Below are 21,738 nucleotides of genomic sequence, written 5' to 3'. Positions count from 1 at the left end.
GACTTGTCGCCCGGCTACGCGCCGTGCCGACCAGGAGAAGGCCGCTATTTTTTCGGTCGGTATTTTTCCGGTAGCGCCGGCACCGGGCGCCTGTCGTCCAGCAGATGGCGAATAGTGAGGATCGGGTGGCGCCAGAGCATCCGCGGCCCGGCCCAGCGCATAATCTGCTTCATCTCTTCGCGCTTCGCCGGCTGGTAGCAATGCACCGGACACTGCTTGCAGGCCGGTTTGTTCTCGCCAAACACGCACTTATCAAGGCGCTTGTCAGCGTAGGCGTTCAGCGCCTGATAATGCGCATTGTCGGCCAGCGCCTCGGGACAGCGCCGCTGGTAGAGAGCAATCATCCGCTGAATCGTCATTTTTTCCCGTTCGATGCGCTTCCCCATCTCCCCGCCTTTCGTCTGCTTTTAAGATGCATTTATCATACACCTTAATATCCATACCCGACCAGACTCACTGCTTCAGATGCTGAATCAACTGCAGGGCTGCCCCGGAGAGCACCCCGAAGTGGCTGTAGGCGTAGAAGTCCCGGATAAAAACACTGCCCTCGAGCTCAAACGGGCGCAGCAGGCCAAGCGCTTCTTCGTGCCGGTAAACCGGAGACGGCATCGACGTTAACAGATCGCTCTCGCACAGAAAGGCCTTAATGGCTGAGGAAGAGGCGCACTCGATAACCGGTTGCGGACAGGGTAGCTGATGGGCGCGAAAGATATCCTCAAGGATGTTCATTGGGGTACTTAACGGCGGCGGCATGATCCACGGATAGTCCAGCATCGCCTCCAGGGTGACGTCCGCCGCCTGATGCAGCGGATGCTGCTGTCTGGCGACGATGCAGATCCGGTCCTGCCAGTTAATTTTGCCACGCACCACGATTTTCTCATCATGCGGTAAGGGACCGCAGAGGGCGATATCGATATCGTGCATCAGCAATAATTTAAACAGCTCGGAATCTATGCGATCGACGATGCGCAGATGGATTTGGGGATGGCGCTGATGGAAAACCGCCAGCTTATCGATGAAATGGCTGGTCAGCAGGCTGGAAACGCAGCCAATCCGCAGGATGCCTTTCCCGGCGCCGCGGATAAGCGCAATCTCCTCGCGGGCTTTTTGTTCGGTATTCAGCATCGTCATCGCATAGGGTAAAAAGGCGCTACCGTACTCGCTCAACGCCATACCGTGCTTATGTCGTTCGAATAAGGACGCGTTCAGGTCCGCTTCCAGAGTCAATAGCAGTCGGCTCAGTCCCGACTGGGTAATCCCCATTTTCTCTGCGGCCAGGGTCATATTGCCTTCACGGGCGACGGTAATAAATGCCTGAATCTGCTTAAATTTCATTGGCATGATATTTACTCATTGAACAAACGATTTTTACATTTCCCCTGCGGCCTTTTTTAGCGAATAACTGTCACCATCAATACGCTCAAAATCACCGGAACGCATGCTTCAAAAGGATTTATTTACCTCATCACGCACGGCAAAACACATTTCTGACCCGACGATAATTTATAATGAGAATATATCACCATGACACAGAACAATATTCTATTAATTTCAGGCGCTATATTACCGGTCATCATTACCGTCATCATCGGCTATATAAGCGGTAAACGAAAAGACTTTAACTGGCAGCAGGCAGGAGACATCAATAAAATTGTGATGCTCTATGCATTGCCGCTGAGTATTTTCAGCAATATGGTGATGACGCCGCGACACATTGTCATGACTATGGGCCCGGTCGCTGTCGCTATTATCCTGGCGTTGATTCTCAGTTTCGTTATTCCGTTATTAGCTGCCCGCTATCTGTTTCGACGCGACCTCGCCCTCAGCACCTTGCAAGCGCTGGCCATCGGCTCGCCGGCAGTTCCGTTTATCGGCACTTCGGTGCTGGCCTTTTTATTTGGCACCGTCAGCGCGTCGCTGATCACCGTGTCCAGCATCACGCAAAACGTCTTCCAGCTACCGCTGGTAATGATTCTGATGTCGGTCGCCACCGGCGATAAGAGCCAGCACATCTCCTTTGGCACACGGGTGATAAACGCCATTAAACAACCTGTGGTCTGGTCACCGGTGATCGCCCTGATCATCGTGCTGGCGGATATCCATATTCCACAGACAATCTCGATGTCGCTGGGTCTGCTGGGTAAAGCCTCTGGCGGACTGGCGCTGTTCGCCGCCGGGATCGTGCTCTATACGCGCAGCATTGTTATCACCACCGCTACCATTATCACCGTTATCGCCCGCAATATTCTGGTCCCCGGCGCCTGTTATCTCCTGTTATTAAAAATGGGCTTCAGCATGGAGCAAATAAAGGAAGTCGTATTGACGATGGCAATCCCGGTAGGCTCCATCGCGATAATTATTGCCATGCAGTATAAAACCGGCGAGCAGGAAATGGCCTCGACGATGGCGCTGAGTATTATTGCCTCCATCATTACGATGGGCGGATTTATTTTCTTAACCTTTTAATTACCGCGATTACACCGCGTGAATACGGAGAGAATATGGCCTCTATCACATTATCGGCTGCTGAACTGTTACTGCATCGGCTACAGGCGCTGGACGTGGCATATATTTTTATTAACTCGGGTACCGATTACCCGCCGGTGATTGAAGCCTGGGCAAAGGCCCGGGCGACCGGGCAAAAGGTACCGGAGTTAGTGATCTGCCCGCATGAAAACGCCGCCATCGGCATGGCGCATGGCTACTACCTCGGCACCGGCAAGGTGCAGGCGGTGATGGTTCACACCAACGTCGGGTTAGCCAACGCCGCTTGCGGTGTCATCAATCTGGCGAACAGCAATATTCCGGTGCTGATTTTTGGCGGCCGCACGCCGATTAGCGAACATTCCCACTTCGGCTGCCGTAATACGCCGATTGGCTACGGCCAGGAGATGCGCGACCAGGCGGCGCTGATCCGTGAATCCGTGAAGTGGGATTTTGAATTGCGGCTGGCCGATCAGATCGGCGAGCATGTTGACCGGGCCTGGGCGATTGCCAGCTCCCTGCCGAAAGGGCCGGTCTACCTGAGCTTACCGCGTGAGCCACTGTGCGAAACCTTTGCCGTCGATGAGGCCGCGCTGCAGGCTGGCCCTTCGCAGCAGCCGGTCCGCTATGCGCCAGTCCGGGAAGATATCGCCCGTGCAGCCGAGGCAATCGCCTGTGCCAGACATCCCGTCATCTTCGCCCAGCGCGGCGCCCGAACGGCGGAAGGCTTTGCGCGCCTCGATAGTCTGGTGCGCGAATGGGCGATCCCGCTGGTGGAATACTGGGGCACCGAGGTTACCCTGAGCGCCGATAATCCCCTGCTCGCCGGGGCCGATCCCAGCGTCTGGCTCGCCGACGCCGATGTCATTCTGGTGGTCGACTCGCAGGCGCCGTGGATGATCGCCGAGGGCGACTGTCGCCAGGACTGCACAGTGATCCAGATGGGCCCCGACCCGCTCTTCTCCCGCTATCCAGTGCGCGGCTATCGCGCGGACATCAACCTGGCAGGCGAGACCGATGAAGTCTTTGGCCTGCTGGAAGAGGCACTCCATCCATTGCAGGCCGCCCGCCAGCAGCATGTGGCGGAGCGGGCGGCATATACGCTCCATCGGATCCAGCAACAGAAAAACCAGCGCGATGCGCTCTTGCATGCCAGCCAGACCGGGGCCATTACCAAACCCTGGCTCAGCTACTGCCTCGGCCATCTGGCCAATCAGCATCACGGCCGGATCGTCTCTGAACTGACCACGCTGCCGCAGTTCGCCGGGCTGACCCACGCCGAGAGCTATTACCAGGAGGCGCTGGCCGGCGGCCTGGGCGAAGCCCTGCCCATCGCGCTGGGGCTGCAGCTTGCGCGCCGGGAAGAACTGATTATTGCCGCCGTCGGCGACGGGTCGTACCTGTTCGCCAACCCAGCGGTCTGCCACCATATTGCGGAGGTAATGAAGCTGCCTGTCCTTATTGTGATCGGAAACAATGGCGGATGGGGCGCCGTCGCGGGCGGCACCAAAGCGCTCTATCCGGACGGCTACGCAGCCCGCGCGGAGACCATCCCGGCCACCGCCTTTACCACCTCGCCGGATTTCGCCGCCATCGCCGCCTCCAGCCGCGCGGCGGCCCTGTCGGTTTCCCGGGCCGAAGATCTCCCCGGCGTGCTGGAAGAGGCGGTCACCCTCATACGCACTCGCCGACAAAGCGTGCTGGTTGACGTGCAGTTAGCCCGCTAACGGCTTCTCCTCCGGACGCTGGTCGTCCGGAGGGGGTTGTCACCCCTTCTGGTCACCTTTATCCACATGGCCCAGCGGCTTCTCCGGGAAGCAGACATCGCGCACCCGGCGTTTCAGCTCGGCCGCATCCGGAAAACCACCATCCTGCTTGCGCTCCCAGATCTGCTGACCGTCGACATCGATCGTGAAGATCCCGCCGGTCCCCGGCACCAGCGTCACCGAGGCGATGTCGGTGCTGAAAGTATGTAACAGCTCCTGCGCCATCCAGCTGGCGCGCAGCATCCAGTTGCACTGGGAACAGTAGGTGATGGTGATGGCCGCTTTTGAGTTCATCGTCGTCTCGCTAAGTCTGAAAGGGCAAATTGTAAACAAAGTGCAGTTTAAATGAAGAACACATGATTATTTTGTTGCAAACGATAATACCTATCATTACCATTCGCAATCAACAAATGGAGTAAGACCCCATCCGCAACGGAAAAGACGGAGCAACCTGCAACTCTGGAAGTAACGCGTGAGCCGATACTAATAACGATCAAGGCGTGGCGACTATGTACAAATCGACTCCGTCAGCAGCATGGTGTAAAAAACGCCTGCTGGTGACCTCTTTGCTTGCAGCAATTTACCAGACTTCTGCCGTCGCAGCAGACACTTCCGCCGTTAGCGGCGAGGCAGTAGATGACACCTCGGAACAAATGACCGTCACCGCTCCCGCGCCGGTGCAGAAAGCCGGTAGCGAACACAGCATCAGCGCCCGGGAGCTGGAGAATAAAGGCGCTAACGATTTCGGCTCGATCATGCGCTATGAGCCGCTCATCAGCGCCACCGGGGCCAGCGGCGGCTCCGGCAACGGTAAAAGCGGCTTCGACCGCGGGGGCTACACCGGCTATAACATTCGCGGTATGGAGAGCAACCGCGTCGGCATCGACGTGGACGGTATCGCCCAGCCCAACGCCACCGGCCGCGGCTACATCGGCCGCGCCGGGCTCAACACCTTCGGCATCGGCCGGGATTATATCGACCCGTATATGTACGGCAGCGTGGATATCCAGTCCGGCGCCACCTCGACGGAAACGGCCAACAGCGCTATCGGGGGAAATGTCTCCTTCCGCCCGAAATCGGCGGATGATTACCTGCGCCCGGGCAAGACCAGCGCCTTCGGCTACCGCAGCGGTTACGACTCTGCGGATCGCAGCTGGCACAACGGGGTGACCGTCGCCGGCGGGGACGAGTTCCTGCGCGGCATTTTGGTCTACAGCCGCCGTGACGGCCAGGAAACCGAGAACAACAGCGGCACCGTCGACGCCTACCCGGCGAACTGGCACTCCGATGCCTTTCTGGCCTCCGGGATCTGGCAGCCTAACGATGAGCACAAGCTGACCAGCACCTTCGACTATTACCATAAAACCAACCACACCCACTACGATACCTGGGACTCCAGCGGCAACAGCACCATCGGCACCGCCAACCAGACCAGCCAGACCCGGCGCTGGGGCCTGAGCCTGAAGGATGACTGGACGCCGATGAACGACTACCTCGACAGCGTCTCCACGAAAATCTACTACCAACATACCGAAGCCCATGACTGGACTTATATGCCGGACAGCGTCACCCGCAGCATGCAGACGGTGAACTCCAACTACGATACCGACACCTGGGGCCTGCAGACCGCGCTGGCGAAAACCCTGGGCCGCCACGATCTGAGCGCCGGCTTCAACGCCAGCACCAGCAAAACCCAGCGGCCATTTAGCCAGTCGCCGATCCCCAGCGTGTACAGCGAGATCATGCAGCCGGAAGCAGACAGCCGCAGCTACACCGTCGGCGGCTTCGTCCAGGATAAGATCAACTTCGATCTCGATAGCCACAACTTCGCTATCATCCCCGGCGTGCGCGTGGTGCATCAATCAACGAAGCCGGAAAATCTGTCCGACCTCGCCGCCAACAGCAGCGTACTGACCGAATCGTCGGTGGCGAATCTGTACGGCAAAAACAGCGATACCCAGGTTCTGCCCTCGTTGACCTTCCAGTACGACCTCACCCCGCGCCTGATGACCTACCTGCAGTACCAGCGTGGGGCGCAGTTCCCCAATGCCAGCCAGCTGTATGGCTCCTGGAACCTCGGCTCCAGCTACGCCGGCAGCCAGCAATATGCCCTGATCGGCAATACCGATCTGAAGACGGAAACCAGCGATAATCTCGAGTGGGGGCTGAAAGGGGAAGTCACCGAAGGCATCACCCTGCGCACGGCGCTGTTCTACAACAGCTATAAGAACTTTATCGCCTATACCCGCTATACCCGCGCCAATAATCCGGGCCAGTTCACGAATGTGCCGTCGAACATCTACACCATTTATCAGGCGGAAAACCGCGATAAAGCCTATATCTACGGCGGTGAGATCAGCACCAAATTTAACTTTGGCACCTGGTTTGAGCAGGTGAACGGCCTGAGCGCCACCCTCGCCCTCGGCTATAGCGAAGGGAAATCGAAATCCAGCTACAGCGGCGATAAATACGTCGACCTCGACAGCGTGGCGCCGATGAAAGCCATCGTCGGCGTGGCGTGGGACGATCCGGCGAAACGCTACGGCACCGCCCTGACGGCAACCTTTGTCAAAGGGAAACAGGCGACCGCCACCAACCGCGAAAGCTACAGCAACAGCGGGTCCGCCATCACCGATGCCAGCAGCGACTATATGCGCGTGCCGGGCTACGGCATGCTGGACTGGACCGCATACTGGCAGGTGGCGAAAAACGTGCGCCTCAATGGCGGGGTCTACAACCTCACCGATCGTAAATACTGGGATTACCTGAGCAGCCGCAATATCGAGACCGGCACCAACCAGGACGCCAACGATAAAGCGCTGGCGGTGATGCCGGGCCGCACCTGGCAGCTGGGCGTCAACGTCGACTTCTGATTGCCCGAATAATAACGCACCTGCCCCCGGCCCGCCGGCCGGGGATATTCATCGTCGAGAAGGATATGATTATGCCAAATGCACAACCTGACCTGTGGCAGCGCTACCAGGCCACCAAAGCGGCCAGTACCGCGAAATATGCCCGCGACATCGCCGCGGAAATGGGGATCAGCGAAGCCGAGCTGACCGCCGCCCGCCTCGGCCATGATGCCGTGCGCCTGAGCGATGACGCCCGGGCGCTGATTGCCGCCCTGGAGCACGTCGGCGAAACCAAATGCATCTGCCGCAACGAGTATGCCGTGCATGAGCAGGTGGGCCAGTTCACGCACCAGCACCTCAGCGGCCACGCCGGGCTGGTGCTAAACCCGCGCGCGCTCGACCTGCGCCTGTTCCTCAGCCAGTGGGCCAGCGCCTTCCATCTGAACGATAATGGCCGTCAGAGCATCCAGTTTTTCGACCACCACGGCGATGCCCTGCTGAAAGTCTATGCGACCACGCAGACCAACATGGCGGCCTGGGACACCCTGATCGCGGAATATCGGGTGGCGGCGCCGGCACCGCTGGCCCTGCGCCCGCTGGAGACGGTGAAATATGCCGATACCGCCGACGGCGCCGCCCTGGAGAACGACTGGCGTGCGATGACCGACGTTCACCAGTTCTTCGGTCTGCTGCGAAAATATCAGCTTTCCCGCCAGCAGGCTTTTCGTCTCGTGAGCGACGATCTCGCCTGCCGCGTGGATCGCCATGCGCTGCCGTCGCTGCTGGAGACGGTGCGCCAGGAAGGTAATGAAATCATGATTTTCGTCGGCAATCGCGGCTGCGTGCAGATCTTCACCGGCGCCCTGGAAAAGCTGTCCCCCATGCGCGGCTGGCTGAATATTTTCAATACCACCTTTACCCTGCATCTGCGCGAAGAGAGCATCGATGAAGTGTGGGTGACCCGCAAGCCGACCTCGGACGGACACGTCACCAGCGTCGAACTGTTCGCCAAAGACGGCACCCAGATTGCCCAGCTCTATGGCCAGCGCAGCGAGGGCCACCCCGAGCAGGCGCAATGGCGCCAGCAGGTAGACCACCTGACCCGTGAAGGGCTGCCCGCATGATGCGCTGGTTACTGCTCTTCATCGCTTTCCCGCTGCTGAGCCACGCCGCCGTTGAGCGGCTCGTCACGCTCGGCGGAGATGTCACTGAGATCGTCTATGCCCTTGACGCGGAACAGAGCCTGGTGGCGCGGGACAGCACCAGCAGCTGGCCCCCGGCGGCGCAAAAGCTGCCGGACGTTGGCTACCTGCGGCAGCTGAACGCCGAGGGGATCCTCGCATTACGCCCGCAGCTGGTATTAGCGAGCGCCCAGGCGCAGCCCTCGCTGGTCTTACACAAGGTGCAGGCGAGCGGGGTGAAGGTGGTTAACGTGCCGGGCGCCGAAAGTCTGTCCGCGATCGATAACAAAGTGGCCGTCATTGCCGAAGCGTTAGGCAAAACGGCGGCGGGCGACGCGCTGCGCCAGCAGCTCCAGCAACAGATCGCCGCCATTCCAACGCAGCCGGTTGCTAAGCGGGTGCTGTTTATTCTCAGCCACGGCGGAATGAATACCCTGGTGGCCGGGCAGCACACCGCGGCCGATGGTGCCATTCGCGCCGCCGGGTTGCAGAACGCCATGCAGGGCTTTGACCACTATCGTGCCATGTCGCAGGAAGGGGTGGCCGCCAGCCGGGCGGATCTGGTGGTGATCTCCGCCGATGGTCTCAAAGGGATGGGCGGCGAAGCCGGGCTGTGGAAACTGCCCGGCCTGGCGCAGACCCCGGCGGGGCGTCATAAACAGCTGCTGACGATCGACGATATGGCCCTGCTGGGCTTCGGGCCGCGCACACCGCAGGCGATAATCGCGCTGCGAAACAAAGCGGAGCAGTTGCCCTGATGCGCCCTGCCCTCGCCCGCCGTTTGCTGTTGATGACGTTGCTGCTGGTCTCCCTGACGCTGTTTGCCACCACCCTCGGCGCCATGCGCTTGCCGCTGGTCAACCTGCTGCCTTCCGGGGATGAGATACTGCGCCACATCTGGCTGACCATCCGTCTGCCGCGGGTGCTGCTGGCCCTGCTGGTGGGCGCAGCGCTGGCCCTCTCCGGCTGCGTGATGCAGGGGCTGTTTCGCAACCCGCTTGCCGACCCGGGCCTGCTGGGCATCAGCAGCGGCGCCGCGCTGGCGGTGGCCAGTTGGCTGGTGCTCCCGTTCTCCGCTGCGGGGCTGATCGCCCTGTATATGCCGATGCTGGCGGCGTTTATTGGCAGCCTGGCGGTGATGGTGGTGATTTTCATCCTCAGCCGGGCGGATGAGGGTTCGCTGTCGCGCCTGCTGCTGGTGGGGATCGCCATCAACGCGCTGTGCGGCGCGCTGGTCGGCGTCCTGTCCTGGCTGAGCAATGACGCCCAGCTGCGCCAGCTATCGCTGTGGGGAATGGGCAGCCTGGGCCAGGCCGAATGGCCGACGCTGCTGGTGGCCGCGACCTTGATTATCCCGGCGGCGCTGGCGGTGTGGTGGATGGCGTCCCGCCTCAATCTGCTGCAGCTTGGCGATGAAGAGGCGCACTATCTTGGGGTCAAGGTGCAGGCGCTGCAGCGCTGGCTGCTGCTGTGCAGCGCGGTGCTGGTGGCCGTCGCGGTGGCCATCAGCGGAGTCATCGGCTTTATCGGCCTGGTGGTGCCGCACCTGATGCGCCTGTGGCTGGGACCGGACCATCGCGGACTGATCCCCGGCTCGCTGCTGGCCGGCGCGATCCTGCTTCTGCTGGCCGACACCCTGGCCCGCACCGTGGCGGCGCCGGCGGAGATACCGGTCGGTCTGCTCACCAGCCTGCTGGGCGCCCCCTGGTTTCTGTGGCTGGTCTTTCGTCGGGAGAACTCCAGACATGGTTAATGAATACTGCGCCCAGGGGCTGTCACTTCACCTTGGTAAACGACAGATTATCGACAACGTCTCCGTCGCGCTGCGCGGCGGCGAGATGACGGCGCTTATCGGGCCGAACGGCGCCGGGAAATCCACTCTGCTGCGCCTGTTGACCGGCTATCTGACTCCGGACAGCGGCACCCGCCATCTTGCAGGCAAGCCGCTGGAGGCCTGGTCCCCCGAGGCGCTGTCGCGCCGGCGGGCGGTCATGCTGCAGCGAACGGCCCTGCAGGCCGACTGGACGGTGGAAACGGTCATTGCCATGGGACGCTCACCGTGGGGCGCGACGGCGGATCCGGCGGTGCTGGCGGCGGTGATGGCCGTCACCGGCTGCGATGGCCTTGCCGGTCGCCGCTATCCCGGCCTCTCCGGCGGCGAGCAGCAGCGGGTACAGCTGGCCCGCTGTCTGGCGCAGCTATGGCGCGACGGCGCGCCGCAGGGCTGGCTGTTTCTCGATGAGCCCACCTCGGCGCTGGACCTTTACTATCAGCAGCACCTGCTGCGTTTGCTCAAACGGCTCACCGCCGGCGGGCAACTGCATGTCTGCGTGGTGCTGCATGACCTTAACCTCGCCGCCCTGTGGGCCGACCGCATTCTGCTGCTCCACCAGGGAAATCTCGTCGCCCAGGGCACGCCGCAGGAGGTGATCCAGCAGCCGGTTATCCATCGCTGGTACGGGGCGGATGTCCGCCTCGTCCAGCACCCGGACAACGCGGTCCCCCAGGTTTATCTGGCGCCGTAACCCCCGCGCGGCGCAACTGGAATCCGGATCGCGCCGCGCTTACGCTTTCTGGCAATAATTGCCTGCATTATATTATTGAGGGTCATTTATATTTAAAATCTATACCAATGGCGTAATAACCCAATAAAATATTTACGACAGCTATTTTTAAATATAAACCATCATTACAGAGAAGATATTCCCCCTATTAATCCAAAAACGACACATTGATTATTTACTGCGCTTAATCAACTCGATACACTGTTTTCTTACTAATGATAATAGAGGGAAGAAGAAGCATGGCTATTCCAGGTAATATGTGGATATACGACGACGGTGGGGCACTAATCAAAGGTGGTAGCGATGTGTTATCGCCCGTTATGTTCCGTGGTTAGGTTGGATAGGACTTGTAAACTCAATTTATCAAGTTTCAAGGAAAACTCAGGAAAAATACAACCTAATAGCTCGCCCCAAAGACCGTATACAATGGACATCCTTTTAATGAAAAGCATTCAAGATCAGGTTTTAGACTTGTTTAAAGATGAGATCTCAACCCGTTTAGATAAAAATTGGAAAGAAATCCCATTGGAACTTGATTATGACTTATTTCATGCTCCCGGCGACGATCTGCATGACGCTTTAAATAAATTTGAACAAAAATTAAATGTTGATCTTTCCAGTGTTAAATGGTCGTGTTATTTCCCTTGGGAGAATACGCCAATACTAACTCGGTGGTTTAAAGTAAAACGAGAAGATGTAGAAAAAACGCGTAAACCTTTAACCATCAAAATGTTTGCCGAATCAGCAAAAGCAGGTAAATGGCTTTACGACTAGCAACCACAAGCCGTTGTCGTAACGAGGTCTGCGGCCAGAAGGCAGAACAACATCGACGGCGAACGTAATGTATGAAGACGATCGCGTGGCGGTGATTCAGCCACTGTGACGGTACCCCGCCCCCGCTGCAACTGGAATCCGGATCGCGCCGCGCGCTTTCGTCGGTTTCCCTCACCTGCCCATCTCCGTTATTATGTCTCATCCATGTGATAACGACGACAACTACAAAATCGCAGCCATTTCAAATCAGGGATCTGGATAACACCCCATGAGCACAATTGACAATCTCGACGCCCACACGCCGATGATGCAGCAGTATCTGAGTATCAAACCTAAGATAATGAAAAATACACAGTAATTATAGTATATTTTTCTTTGGTCTACGTATGGGATACAATTTTTGGACCTTAACCGGGTGTTCGAAGTCGTTTCAGATAGAAAAGGTTCTTCAATTCGGTTGGCTTCGGTAGGAGCAAAAAGCGATGGTGAGCCTTGAAGGACGAAAGGCTACTTCAAAAACAAAGTAACCTTTCCAATATCCCCATATATGGGGCAAGTAGTATATTAACTGCACATGGTGCAGGAGACGTATGACATAAAAACTCTTTTATTTATGGCATACTTAATAAATAACTTATTTTTTATTTATGTCAATAGGTTTTGGTTAAATATTTTTATAATAATTAATCGCCAGATCTATATTATAGCTTCGCTTGTGCAAGCGAAGATCTTATTGTTCTTTAATGACTAATGCCAATTATAAGATAAGCAAGGGCTAACCCTACGAAGCTACTGCGTATGCTTCTTCGGGTTGACCTTGCTTTTCCGCCCTTTGGTTGGAAAAGAAAAGCGAGTCCACATGTGTGCCATTGCTTCGACTTGCTTGGCTTCAAACCTTACTGATTTTTGCCAATTTTAAAAATTAATAATCAAGAACAGGAGTGCAAGCTAATCTCTCAGTGCATACAAAAATTTACACAATCCTAACTTAAGGCTGACTGACAAGATCCCGTTGTGTTGCATTCATTTTCCTTTAAATCTGTGGAAATAAAGTATAATTAGGTGCTATTTTATAGTTACTTAGGCTCGTGAGCCCTCTTTTTGCAGAAACTTAAGGAATGGACATGGCTCTGCTGGAAAAAATCAAAAGACATTGCTTATCAAAAAAAGTAATTGATGCACACACTGATCAGCAAGTAGGTTATGATACATTAACTCCAAAAATAATTACCGATGACAGTGTTAAACCCTACTTCGATGCACTGGATTTTGCATTTACAAAACAAGATGTAAAAAACATCGCTATCACAGGCCCTTATGGCGCAGGAAAAAGTACTGTAATATTATCTTATCTGCAAAGTCGACTTAAAAAGGACTTCATTACTGTTTCGCTGGCTGATTTTTCGCTATCAGGTAAAAGCGATAAAAATCTGCTGGATAACTCTGAAATTGAAATGAGTATACTCCAACAGATTTTGTATAAAGAAAATAAAGATAAGTTACCAGACTCACGTATAGATCGAATTCAGAATAGAAATAAGAAACATGTAACATCTCTTTTTTTTACAGTGTTATCAGTTGTAGCTCCACTAATATTATTGACTACCGTCGTATTCCCAAGAAAGATCCTTTCATTATTTTCACTTGAAAATGGAGTACTTAACACAATCATAAATGCTTATCCGGAAAGGTTAATAATCAGCATTATTTTAAGTATAATATCATTATTTTTTATAGTACGAGTTGCATCTAAAGCAGGGATCTTCGATAAAAAGATAAAGTTAAGCAAAATCGCATTTCTCCAAGCAAGTGCCGATATGTCCACTCAAGAACCATCCTCTCTGCTAAATAATTGCTTGGACGAAATAGTTTACTTTTTTTCTCAATCTCAATATAAAATTGTTGTGTTTGAAGATTTGGACCGATTAGGTAATACAGAGGTATTTATAAAACTAAGAGAAATTAATCAGATAGTAAATAATAACCTATATAATTCACCTGTGAGATTTGTTTATGCTTGCCGGGATGATATTTTTCTTGGAGTAGACATAAGAACTAAATTTTTTGATTTCATCTTACCTGTGATACCAGTCATGGATACTCGAAATGCCTACACTCATTTAAATAATAAATTAATTGATTTCCCATCAAATGAGAAAGCCCTTCTTAAACAGATGTCACTTTATATTAGTGATATGCGTTCCCTGCAAAATATAGTTAATGAATTCAATCTATTCAGAAAAGTTGTTGATGATAACAAGAATCATGCAAAGATTTTCTCTTTAATATTTTATAAAAATACCTATGCCCAAGATTATAATTTAACAGATAAAAAAACAGGTGTTCTTTATAACTTTATTAATGATTACCGTCTACGTAAATTACATGAAAGTTATTTCAATTCTTTGGACAGCAAACTTCAAGAACTAAATATCAAAGTAGCATTATTAAAAAAAGAATCTGTAAATTCAGATGCTGACCTCCGTAAACAGATTATTAGTAGATTCATATCACCTGAATTATGGTCGTTGATATCCTTTGCCAAAAAGAACAGGCACTATAGCTTAAATTACGACAAATACTCCCCTGAGAGCTTTTACCAAAATGAAAGTGAGTTTGTAAGTTTTTTTAATAACTCAGCACAATCCTTCATAGGTTATAATAATAATAGAGAGCCATATTTTGTAGAAATAGACACGACTCATATAATGGATGAATATAACCAAAGAGTTAACGTAGTTGCAGAAGATAAAAATAATGAATATCAGATTGCCATCAAAAGCCTTGAGGAAATCAAAGAAAATATTCGTACCCGAAATGCAATTACTTTATCGGAATTAATAAAGTTAATTGGTTGGGAAAAATTCAAAACGATTGCCGAAAACTATATTGAAAAATGTGACGACCGTTCAATCATTGATGCTGAACAAATAGAATCAATCCGTGATGGATTTCGTTTTGGCGGGTTCGAAGTTCTTTATTATTTACTGACCAATGGCTACATTATGCAGGATTACATGATGTTTCGGTCAATATTTCATCAAGGAAGTATCTCTGTTAATGACAATGACTATATAAAAGCAGTCGGTCGATATATGAGTTGTGAAGAAGTAAATCGAAATTTCTCGCTGGATAACCCTGGAGATGTTTTAACTGAACTAATTGAACAACATTATCAATATCGCAATGGTGCCATCCACTATCAAATAGTATCGTATTTATTTGATAATGTTAATAGCAGTAACAATAAGACCTTATCAGAAATGATTGCAATGATTTTCCGTGAATCCTCAACAGATATTATCTCCATATTTAATATATTAGAATCACGATTTTACGACCCCAGTTATTTTAACCGGTTAGTAGCCTTTGCTTTAGGTGAAAATCGCTATTTGGATAAAATGCTTACAGTGCTTGAAGAGCAGGACAATAACGATATCATTACGTCTATTACTACTAAAATGATAGCCTTAGTTTCTCCAAGTATTTCTATCGATCAGAAAAATTACCAACAATATATTGTAAAGCAAGGATTTAATTTAATCGCTTTCGTCGAAGACGATGATCTTCCATCATTCCTTAACAATATCAAACAACTTGGTGTTGTCTATAAAGATATTTCCATGCCAGTAACTCCATCTGAAAATCAAGCATTACTCTTTATTGCTGACAACCAAATGTATAGCTTAGATAGAATCAATTATAGAGTGGTCGTAGCTGGGTTACTACAGCATGAAAATATAACTTGTGAACAGGTAGATGAATTACCGTGGTCAATAATTGAAAGATATCAATTATCCAGTTTAAAATCATATGTAAATGATAACATTGATAAATTTGTTCAAGATATTTTCATATATTCAAAAGAGAACACTGAGGCTATTATTGTGGTACTCACTCATTCAGATTTAAGCAATAGACTTAAAGTCGAGATCTTGAAAAAAATGCAGTTTACGGTAACAAACTTAGACGTATTCCCAGAACGTCTTGATATTGATGGCAATAAAATTTCCTATCATGATCTTTTCTTTAGCTACGAGCATGTTTCTCCTGAATGGGAAGTCTTAATAGATTATATCTGTGAAGACTGCGATCTTAAAGTTCTAACTGAGTATCTTGAGACTCACGCACAGACCTTGAGCCAACAAGAACTAAATTTGACCGACGGTGATAGTTATAACTGCCTTTACATGAAAGTTATTTGTAATGATCAACTTAAAGACATAACTTACGCAGCTGTGTTGGCTCCAATCTATATCAATGTCCATTACTGGGACGACCGATTAAGTATAGCCAACTTCTCTCGTTTGATAAAAAATAACAAAGTAGAGTTAAATGATGAATCTTTTAAACTGGCTGCACAATGTTTCATTTCCAATACTGAAGTAAAATCATTAGAAACAGAAACAATTAATACTTTCGTTCTTTGGTTCTCAAAATTTAAAGAAATATTTTTTGCTAAGACGGATTATTACCTGTGTGAAGATAGTGACAACACCTTACTTGAGAAAATGCTAACTGCAATTAATTCCTCACAGCAATTCACAGTTAAGGAAAAAGCTTCTCTATTATATAGCTATCATGAAAGCTATGATGAATCTTTCCTGAATGAGTTAACAATGCCTCATGAAACCTTAATCGATTTAATTGCTTTGTCTACGGATGATAGCTTTACAATAGACCAGATTGTCAGACTATTAAAATTAGGTTTTAGAGAAAGAACTGAGATTGCACATTTGACTAACGAGCTTACCGAAAGAGAGTTTTCAAAAATATTCAATCAAAAAAGTGCGACATTGAATCCAAGTAAAAACTTAAACTCAGACAGATTCCTTTCTGCCCTACAGCAAGCAGGCTTGATCAAGAGATGGTCCCAGCGTGAAGATGGGAAATATTACGTTGACTGTCGTTATGAAGAGGACGAAAGTTACCTCTAATGAGTTTAGGGGGAAGGAACTTCCCCCTCTCCCCAACCATATAAAAAAAAGATTTCACGCCGAATGTTTCCTTCTTGGCCTCAGTGATAATTAAAAGTTATATATTACATGAAAAATATAAACACCACCCAATAATTGGCATTCAAATATTAAATAGCACTTTTTGATAAAATAAAATTTCATGTTATTAAACAATGCATTATTTCTTTAAAAATAGAATAAAAACTCTTATATGTTTTCATCATGACAAAATAAATTTGAATTTTATTTATTTCTTAATATATATTCTCTTTAACAAAAACAATAAAGGAGAATAAAAATGAAAAAACAAAACTACTCAACCTTCACAAGTTATCTTTCTAAAACGCACAAAAATGTAGATCTTTATAGATTGTACAACCCACATTTTTCAAGCTTCTGCAAAAGCTACACTTATGACCATGATTTCTATCTTACCTATTTCTCTCGTCATATGATTACAGAGAGAAACATTCTAACTATATTCTCAATTTACGCACACTTCTCTTATGGCATGACCAAGAAAGAAACGATCAAAGATTTCATACTGTTTCTTAAAAATATTAACTCAGTTGTTTTCTGGAAATCATTCTCCTTCCGTGGTTGCAATGTTATTTATTTGGATAAAAAGCGAGAACAAAAAGAAATATCATGGTTTACCTTTTCACGAATCTATGACGAAGTATTAGGAATAAAAGAACATCAATTTAATAACAATATTTATAGAAAAATAGCATAATGGGGAATAAGCAACAATGAAAAAAACTAAATCAATAAGAAAAACAATAAAGATCATTACAACTAAATCCAGGTTACCTAAACGGTTCAAAAGGATACAGTATAGATAATAGAGGTATATTAGAAATATGAATTCAATGTGAAATATCAATAACAGACTCAAGACTATATATCTAAATCTAAACCGGGTAAGTCTTAAACTATTTTAAGACACTCCTTTATCCGGTGTTTATTTTTTCACGATTATACACTTGACGTTTTATTATTATCTTTTATATATGGTTCATGACACGATTAAAATTTAGGTATTTATATGCATTATAATCCTCAAAAACAACAGCCTGATTTAACAAAAACATCGAGAAGGGGGAAATTTCATACTGAACGGTTACCAGAGAATGAAATCAGATCATACTGTGTAAGTGTCAGATTAAATGAAAATGAATTATCTATTCTGGAAGAAAAAAGAGGTTCCTATAAAAAAGGAGAATGGCTCAGGATGGCTTCGCTGAATAAACTTCCTTTGGTATTACCAGAGATTAATAAAAGTGCATGGGTAGAGCTTGGTCGCCTTTCACAAGATTTAAATCGCCTGCTGACATACCTCGATGGTAAAAGTCCAGACAGCGATCCAACCCTGACAGAAATGCATGTAATCAAACGGCAGGTGCAGACACTTCGCACTCTTCTACTTCCCTCAACTTTTTGGAGTAATACAAATGAAAGGTATGCAGAAAATCAAGAGAGGTAAGCAATTTACAGGAGTAGTTGTCTATGCACTTGAACCCGCTTCACACCATAAAACTGATCCCAGGGTTATTGGTGGCAATATGGCTGGCAACCATATCGTTGACCTTATTCGCGAGTTTGGACAAACAAAACTTTTACGACCTGATATCAAAAAACCGGTATGGCACAACTCTCTTCGCTTACCGGATGGAGAAAAATTGTCAGAAGCACAATGGGCAACCGTAGCCGACGACTATATGTCCCGTATGGGTTTTAATGATACACATCTTCGTTGCTATGTTCTTCATAATGATGAGGCGGGACAGCATATTCACATTATTGCCAGTCGTATCGATATTACTGACGGAAAGTTGTATCTGGGAAAAAATGAGAACCTTGCCAGCACTCGAATTATCAGTGAGCTTGAAAGAATACATGGTCTCACAGAAACAGCGACTACTTCAAACCGACGATCTCAGAGCATAAAGAAGCTTTCGCGCAACGAAAAGATGCTCTCTGAACGAACGGCAACTCCCTGCCCAAAAGCCGCTTTGCAAACTTGCATCGATAATGTGTTAGCCAATCACCCAGATTTGTTATCGTTCATTCAGCAACTGGAACAAGTGGGTGTAACCTGCCAGCCCAACATTGCTTCGACGGGCAAAATGAATGGTTTTTCATTTGAATTTCAGGGAATTGCCTTCAAGGCTTCGCAGCTTGGGAAAAGGTATGCCTGGTCAAATATTCAGACACTTATTGATTACTCGCCTGGACATGTAAAACTACTTAATACAAGATCTAAATTTGCTCCAGCTCCTTGTAAACAGCCAGAAGCACAACATCCCAGCAGAGAAACTATTCTCGATAAACTACTACAACTCGACGAGCAAGTCAGAAATGAAAGGGAGAATGAACTTTCCCAAACCATCCAGTTGAACCAAAAACTACGCTTTACGGCCCATCAGATATCCAGACAACACCAATCCCACTTCCAGATGTGGCTTCCATTTCTTAGCAAGCTCATACAACTGCTCAGACAGTTGGATAGTTCTCTGTTGTATGCGACCGCTCGTCCCTTTAGACAAATTTATCATCTTCACTTACTTGCACAAAACCTTGAGTCTTTTGACAAACAGCTTTCAGAACAATCAGTTAGGAAATTTCACAGCTACAAGCCACACCACCTTTAGTTCACAAATGTAATTTAGTCAATAAATTATTGATCGTTTATACAGATCATTATTTTGATTATGATAGTTAAAATCTATCACATGATAATCATCGATCGGTACAAGCAATTTTACTAAAGAGAATTATTCATCGAGAATGGTCAAAAAGACATCAACTTAATTTAGGCCACGGAGTCACAATGAGTAACCAGACAGTTCGATGCCCCTTCTGCTTTAAGGAAAGTCCCCACGGTGTAAAAATATGCATTGGATGCCATGCAAAAGTGGTCTATGGCGAAAGCCCGGTCATAGTGGCATTTCTATTTCAATTCGTGGCGTTCGGTCTCGCATGGTTAGCATTTTCATTGACCGGAAACACTCCAGTCTCAGTCATTACGTTTTTCGTAAGCTGTATTGTTCTTATATGTATACTTAAAAAAATCTATGCAGACAGGGTTCTGTTTATTCAATAAAATAAATCCCATAATAAGTAAAATTTCAGCAAATTCTTCATTCAGGCAGGAGCTTGGATAACCAACTCCTGCTTTTCTTACCCGCTAATTAATTTGAACTGAAAGTTCCGAATAACTCTTATTCCCGTATTCTCACAGTCTTTTTCTGCCACCCATAGGTGGTGGTATAAAATCCAACGAATGAGAAATACTTTTCCTTTCATATTGCGCCAGTAAATCTGCATAGAGTTGTTCAACCTCCATGAGGTTAGCGGAAATGTAATCCACAAGCCCGTTCAAGCAATGAAGCATTGTATGACTATTGTTGAGCTTTGTTAGCACATTAGCCTTGAGTGAAGAAACTACACCTGTGAACATCTGCATAATATTATCCACATGAAAACACGAGTTGCAGTATTGCTTACTTGAGTAATAATATTTAAGATGATATCCGACGAAAAGCACATACAGCTTTCGGTAAAAAACAGCATTGATAGTATGATCACGATGCTGAGTGATATATTTATCAATCAACTTGATAAATTTTTCTTCCTGAGAAAGAGTAATATTATTGCACATAGCTTGATCCTTTTTTAGTTTTATAATCAAGTACTATCATGCCAACATAAAAAGTCAACATCTAAAACAAAATATTTTTATGTCATTACTAATGAGAAATGATTTTTATCTCGCTTATGGAAAACAAAAGAATAATATATTTAAGTTAAAAACGATGCTCCTTTAATCGAATTTAAAACCAATTAATAAAAAACCTTCGACGGATATTTATGACAAAGTGCTTCGCACTGGCTTACGCCCCGTATACTGATACGAAGATATTGGTTTATACTTCTCTACGGACTTTCTTGCAGCACCGCTGAGTGCACAAAGCACTCACTCGCTGAAGTAGAAATAATTTTCCAGAGGTTTTCGGCGAAAGCCGGTTTTTATAATCATGTAATACAATGATTTTCAGTTATTCTGATATCTAAGCTCTTCTGCGACAACCTTGCTCATTCATTTAACTCCAGATATCTGTATATAGCGTGATTATTTACATTTAGTCCAAAAAAAAATAATGATGACCGAAGTCCAATGGCGCAACACTGAAGTTGCGCAGACTTCATTACATTTATACACATAAGCATAATGGATATATTCGATATTGAATCAAGCAAGACAATATGGCAGATCCAATTAGTATTGTAATGCTATGGTTTCTTATTTCTTTATTTATCTTTTATCTTGCGAAAGACAAACAAAATAAAACTAAGTAAATCATAATATTACATCAGATGAGCGGTAATGATTTCCATGAAGTAAATTTATTTACTTTATAACCTGAAACATTAAATCTACCACCCATAGTATTTATTTTAATACTCCATATATCAATATAGATAAAATAATTTGTGTTTTTGTGAATAAAAATTTGACAATTAAATAAAATATGCAATATATATTATCAGATAAACAACAAAAGGAGATAATATGATAAATACAAATGTTATTCTAACCAGAGAACAAAAATCCGCGATTGCAGAAGCATTAGACGTATCATTAGACGATTTAGAAGAACTTAGAATTAAAGCCAGTAATAAAAGGAAAACCTCCTTTAAGGATGATTTTTCCATGATCTTTAAAACAAATATCGGCACTCTGGCAAAAATGAAGCTAACACCAACTTCTTTTCGGATAATTATTTATCTTTTTTCAATCATTGATTATGGTAATATTCTTGTTAATTTCTCTCAATCAAGGGTAGCAAAAGATTTAGGACTACAAAAATCTAATGTTTCAAGAGCATTCAAAGAATTATTCGAAAAGAAAATATTGATTCGAAATGCAGAAGACGATCATGTTTATTTGAACTCTAATTTATGTGTAAAAGGGATTCCTCATAAATTTAATGAGGAGCAAATGGGTAAATTCAAGAGATCCAAAGCAGAAACAGAGGACTTTGATAACTCATTTAGTTTTTATAGTGTTAGAAAAAAACAATCGTGAATAAATCTCACAGTACTAAAATATATATATCTAGAATGATAAAAACAATACTAAAAAGGTTGCCATT

General features: G+C 47.6%; 18 protein-coding genes and 2 pseudogenes. 16 read left to right on the top strand and 4 right to left on the bottom strand.

The annotated features are described in order from the left end of the window. Positions 1-44: 44 nt before the first annotated feature. Positions 45-386, bottom strand: coding sequence for a nitrous oxide-stimulated promoter family protein (locus LGL98_RS05325; protein ID WP_136030338.1), 342 nt, complete (start codon positions 384-386; stop codon positions 45-47). 67 nt (positions 387-453) lie between these two features. Next, complete coding sequence (locus tag LGL98_RS05320; protein WP_136030336.1) at positions 454-1,341, bottom strand: LysR family transcriptional regulator; 888 nt, start codon at positions 1,339-1,341, stop codon at positions 454-456. Positions 1,342-1,524: 183 nt separating this feature from the next. On the opposite strand from LGL98_RS05320, the gene LGL98_RS05315 reads away from it, so the two are divergent. Together LGL98_RS05315 and LGL98_RS05310 are read left to right on the top strand one after the other, a co-directional pair. Beyond that, positions 1,525-2,466, top strand: coding sequence for an AEC family transporter (locus tag LGL98_RS05315; protein ID WP_136030334.1), 942 nt, complete (start codon positions 1,525-1,527; stop codon positions 2,464-2,466). Between the two features lie 35 nt (positions 2,467-2,501). Further along, positions 2,502-4,211, top strand: coding sequence for a thiamine pyrophosphate-requiring protein (locus LGL98_RS05310; protein ID WP_136030332.1), 1,710 nt, complete (start codon positions 2,502-2,504; stop codon positions 4,209-4,211). Between the two features lie 39 nt (positions 4,212-4,250). Here LGL98_RS05310 and LGL98_RS05305 read toward each other — a convergent pair whose 3' ends face one another. Next, positions 4,251-4,544 (bottom strand): Rdx family protein, encoded by a 294-nt coding sequence (locus LGL98_RS05305; protein ID WP_002915045.1) that lies wholly within the window; start codon positions 4,542-4,544, stop codon positions 4,251-4,253. 215 nt (positions 4,545-4,759) lie between these two features. Here LGL98_RS05305 and LGL98_RS05300 point away from each other — a divergent pair, with 215 nt between their 5' ends. The 13 genes and pseudogenes from LGL98_RS05300 to LGL98_RS05240 all read left to right on the top strand — a co-directional run bounded on the left by LGL98_RS05300 (position 4,760) and on the right by LGL98_RS05240 (position 19,685). Continuing rightward, a complete protein-coding gene (locus tag LGL98_RS05300; protein ID WP_136030330.1) occupies positions 4,760-7,123 on the top strand; it encodes a TonB-dependent receptor domain-containing protein in 2,364 nt (787 codons plus the stop codon). Positions 7,124-7,194: 71 nt separating this feature from the next. After that, positions 7,195-8,226, top strand: a complete 1,032-nt coding sequence (locus LGL98_RS05295) for a hemin-degrading factor (protein ID WP_136030328.1) — start codon at positions 7,195-7,197, stop codon at positions 8,224-8,226. Then, on the top strand, positions 8,223-9,041 hold the full coding sequence (locus tag LGL98_RS05290; RefSeq protein WP_136030326.1) for a heme/hemin ABC transporter substrate-binding protein: 819 nt from the start codon (positions 8,223-8,225) through the stop codon (positions 9,039-9,041). The genes LGL98_RS05295 and LGL98_RS05290 overlap by 4 nt, the downstream gene beginning before the upstream one ends. Continuing rightward, positions 9,041-10,036 carry a FecCD family ABC transporter permease gene (locus LGL98_RS05285; RefSeq protein ID WP_136030324.1) on the top strand — a complete coding sequence of 332 codons (996 nt, stop codon included), beginning with the start codon at positions 9,041-9,043 and terminating at the stop codon, positions 10,034-10,036. Before LGL98_RS05290 ends, LGL98_RS05285 begins: the two co-directional genes overlap by 1 nt. Further along, complete coding sequence (locus tag LGL98_RS05280) at positions 10,029-10,808, top strand: heme ABC transporter ATP-binding protein (protein ID WP_110200066.1); 780 nt, start codon at positions 10,029-10,031, stop codon at positions 10,806-10,808. Before LGL98_RS05285 ends, LGL98_RS05280 begins: the two co-directional genes overlap by 8 nt. Before the next feature lie 278 nt (positions 10,809-11,086). Next, a pseudogene (locus tag LGL98_RS05275) lies at positions 11,087-11,155 on the top strand (type VI secretion system tube protein Hcp); the annotation flags it as partial. Beyond that, a pseudogene (locus tag LGL98_RS05270) lies at positions 11,155-11,289 on the top strand (STM2901 family protein); the annotation flags it as partial. The pseudogenes LGL98_RS05275 and LGL98_RS05270, both read left to right, overlap by 1 nt. Next, positions 11,274-11,621, top strand: coding sequence for a DUF1493 family protein (locus LGL98_RS05265; protein ID WP_136030322.1), 348 nt, complete (start codon positions 11,274-11,276; stop codon positions 11,619-11,621). The pseudogene LGL98_RS05270 and the gene LGL98_RS05265, both read left to right, overlap by 16 nt. Positions 11,622-12,745: 1,124 nt before the next feature. Further along, positions 12,746-16,558, top strand: coding sequence for a YobI family P-loop NTPase (locus LGL98_RS05260; RefSeq protein WP_065801005.1), 3,813 nt, complete (start codon positions 12,746-12,748; stop codon positions 16,556-16,558). Positions 16,559-16,877: 319 nt separating this feature from the next. After that, positions 16,878-17,315, top strand: a complete 438-nt coding sequence (locus LGL98_RS05255; RefSeq protein WP_000744626.1) for a hypothetical protein — start codon at positions 16,878-16,880, stop codon at positions 17,313-17,315. 312 nt (positions 17,316-17,627) lie between these two features. Continuing rightward, entirely contained in the window at positions 17,628-18,065 is a 438-nt protein-coding gene (locus LGL98_RS05250; protein WP_001525466.1) for a hypothetical protein, read from the top strand. After that, a complete protein-coding gene (locus LGL98_RS05245; RefSeq protein WP_032434697.1) occupies positions 18,034-19,233 on the top strand; it encodes a relaxase/mobilization nuclease domain-containing protein in 1,200 nt (399 codons plus the stop codon). Before LGL98_RS05250 ends, LGL98_RS05245 begins: the two co-directional genes overlap by 32 nt. 179 nt (positions 19,234-19,412) lie before the next feature. After that, a complete protein-coding gene (locus tag LGL98_RS05240; protein ID WP_071994636.1) occupies positions 19,413-19,685 on the top strand; it encodes a hypothetical protein in 273 nt (90 codons plus the stop codon). Between the two features lie 132 nt (positions 19,686-19,817). Here the strand turns inward: LGL98_RS05240 and LGL98_RS05235 are convergent, their stop codons facing one another. Continuing rightward, a complete protein-coding gene (locus LGL98_RS05235; protein ID WP_032434695.1) occupies positions 19,818-20,243 on the bottom strand; it encodes a hypothetical protein in 426 nt (141 codons plus the stop codon). Between the two features lie 912 nt (positions 20,244-21,155). On the opposite strand from LGL98_RS05235, the gene LGL98_RS05230 reads away from it, so the two are divergent. Continuing rightward, positions 21,156-21,671, top strand: coding sequence for a helix-turn-helix domain-containing protein (locus LGL98_RS05230; protein ID WP_000611155.1), 516 nt, complete (start codon positions 21,156-21,158; stop codon positions 21,669-21,671). Positions 21,672-21,738 lie beyond the last annotated feature (67 nt).

Source organism: Klebsiella africana (assembly GCF_020526085.1).
GTDB lineage: Bacteria > Pseudomonadota > Gammaproteobacteria > Enterobacterales > Enterobacteriaceae > Klebsiella > Klebsiella africana.
The sequence above is the reverse complement of the archived record's forward strand: the minus strand, read 5'-3'. Positions and strand labels throughout refer to the sequence as shown.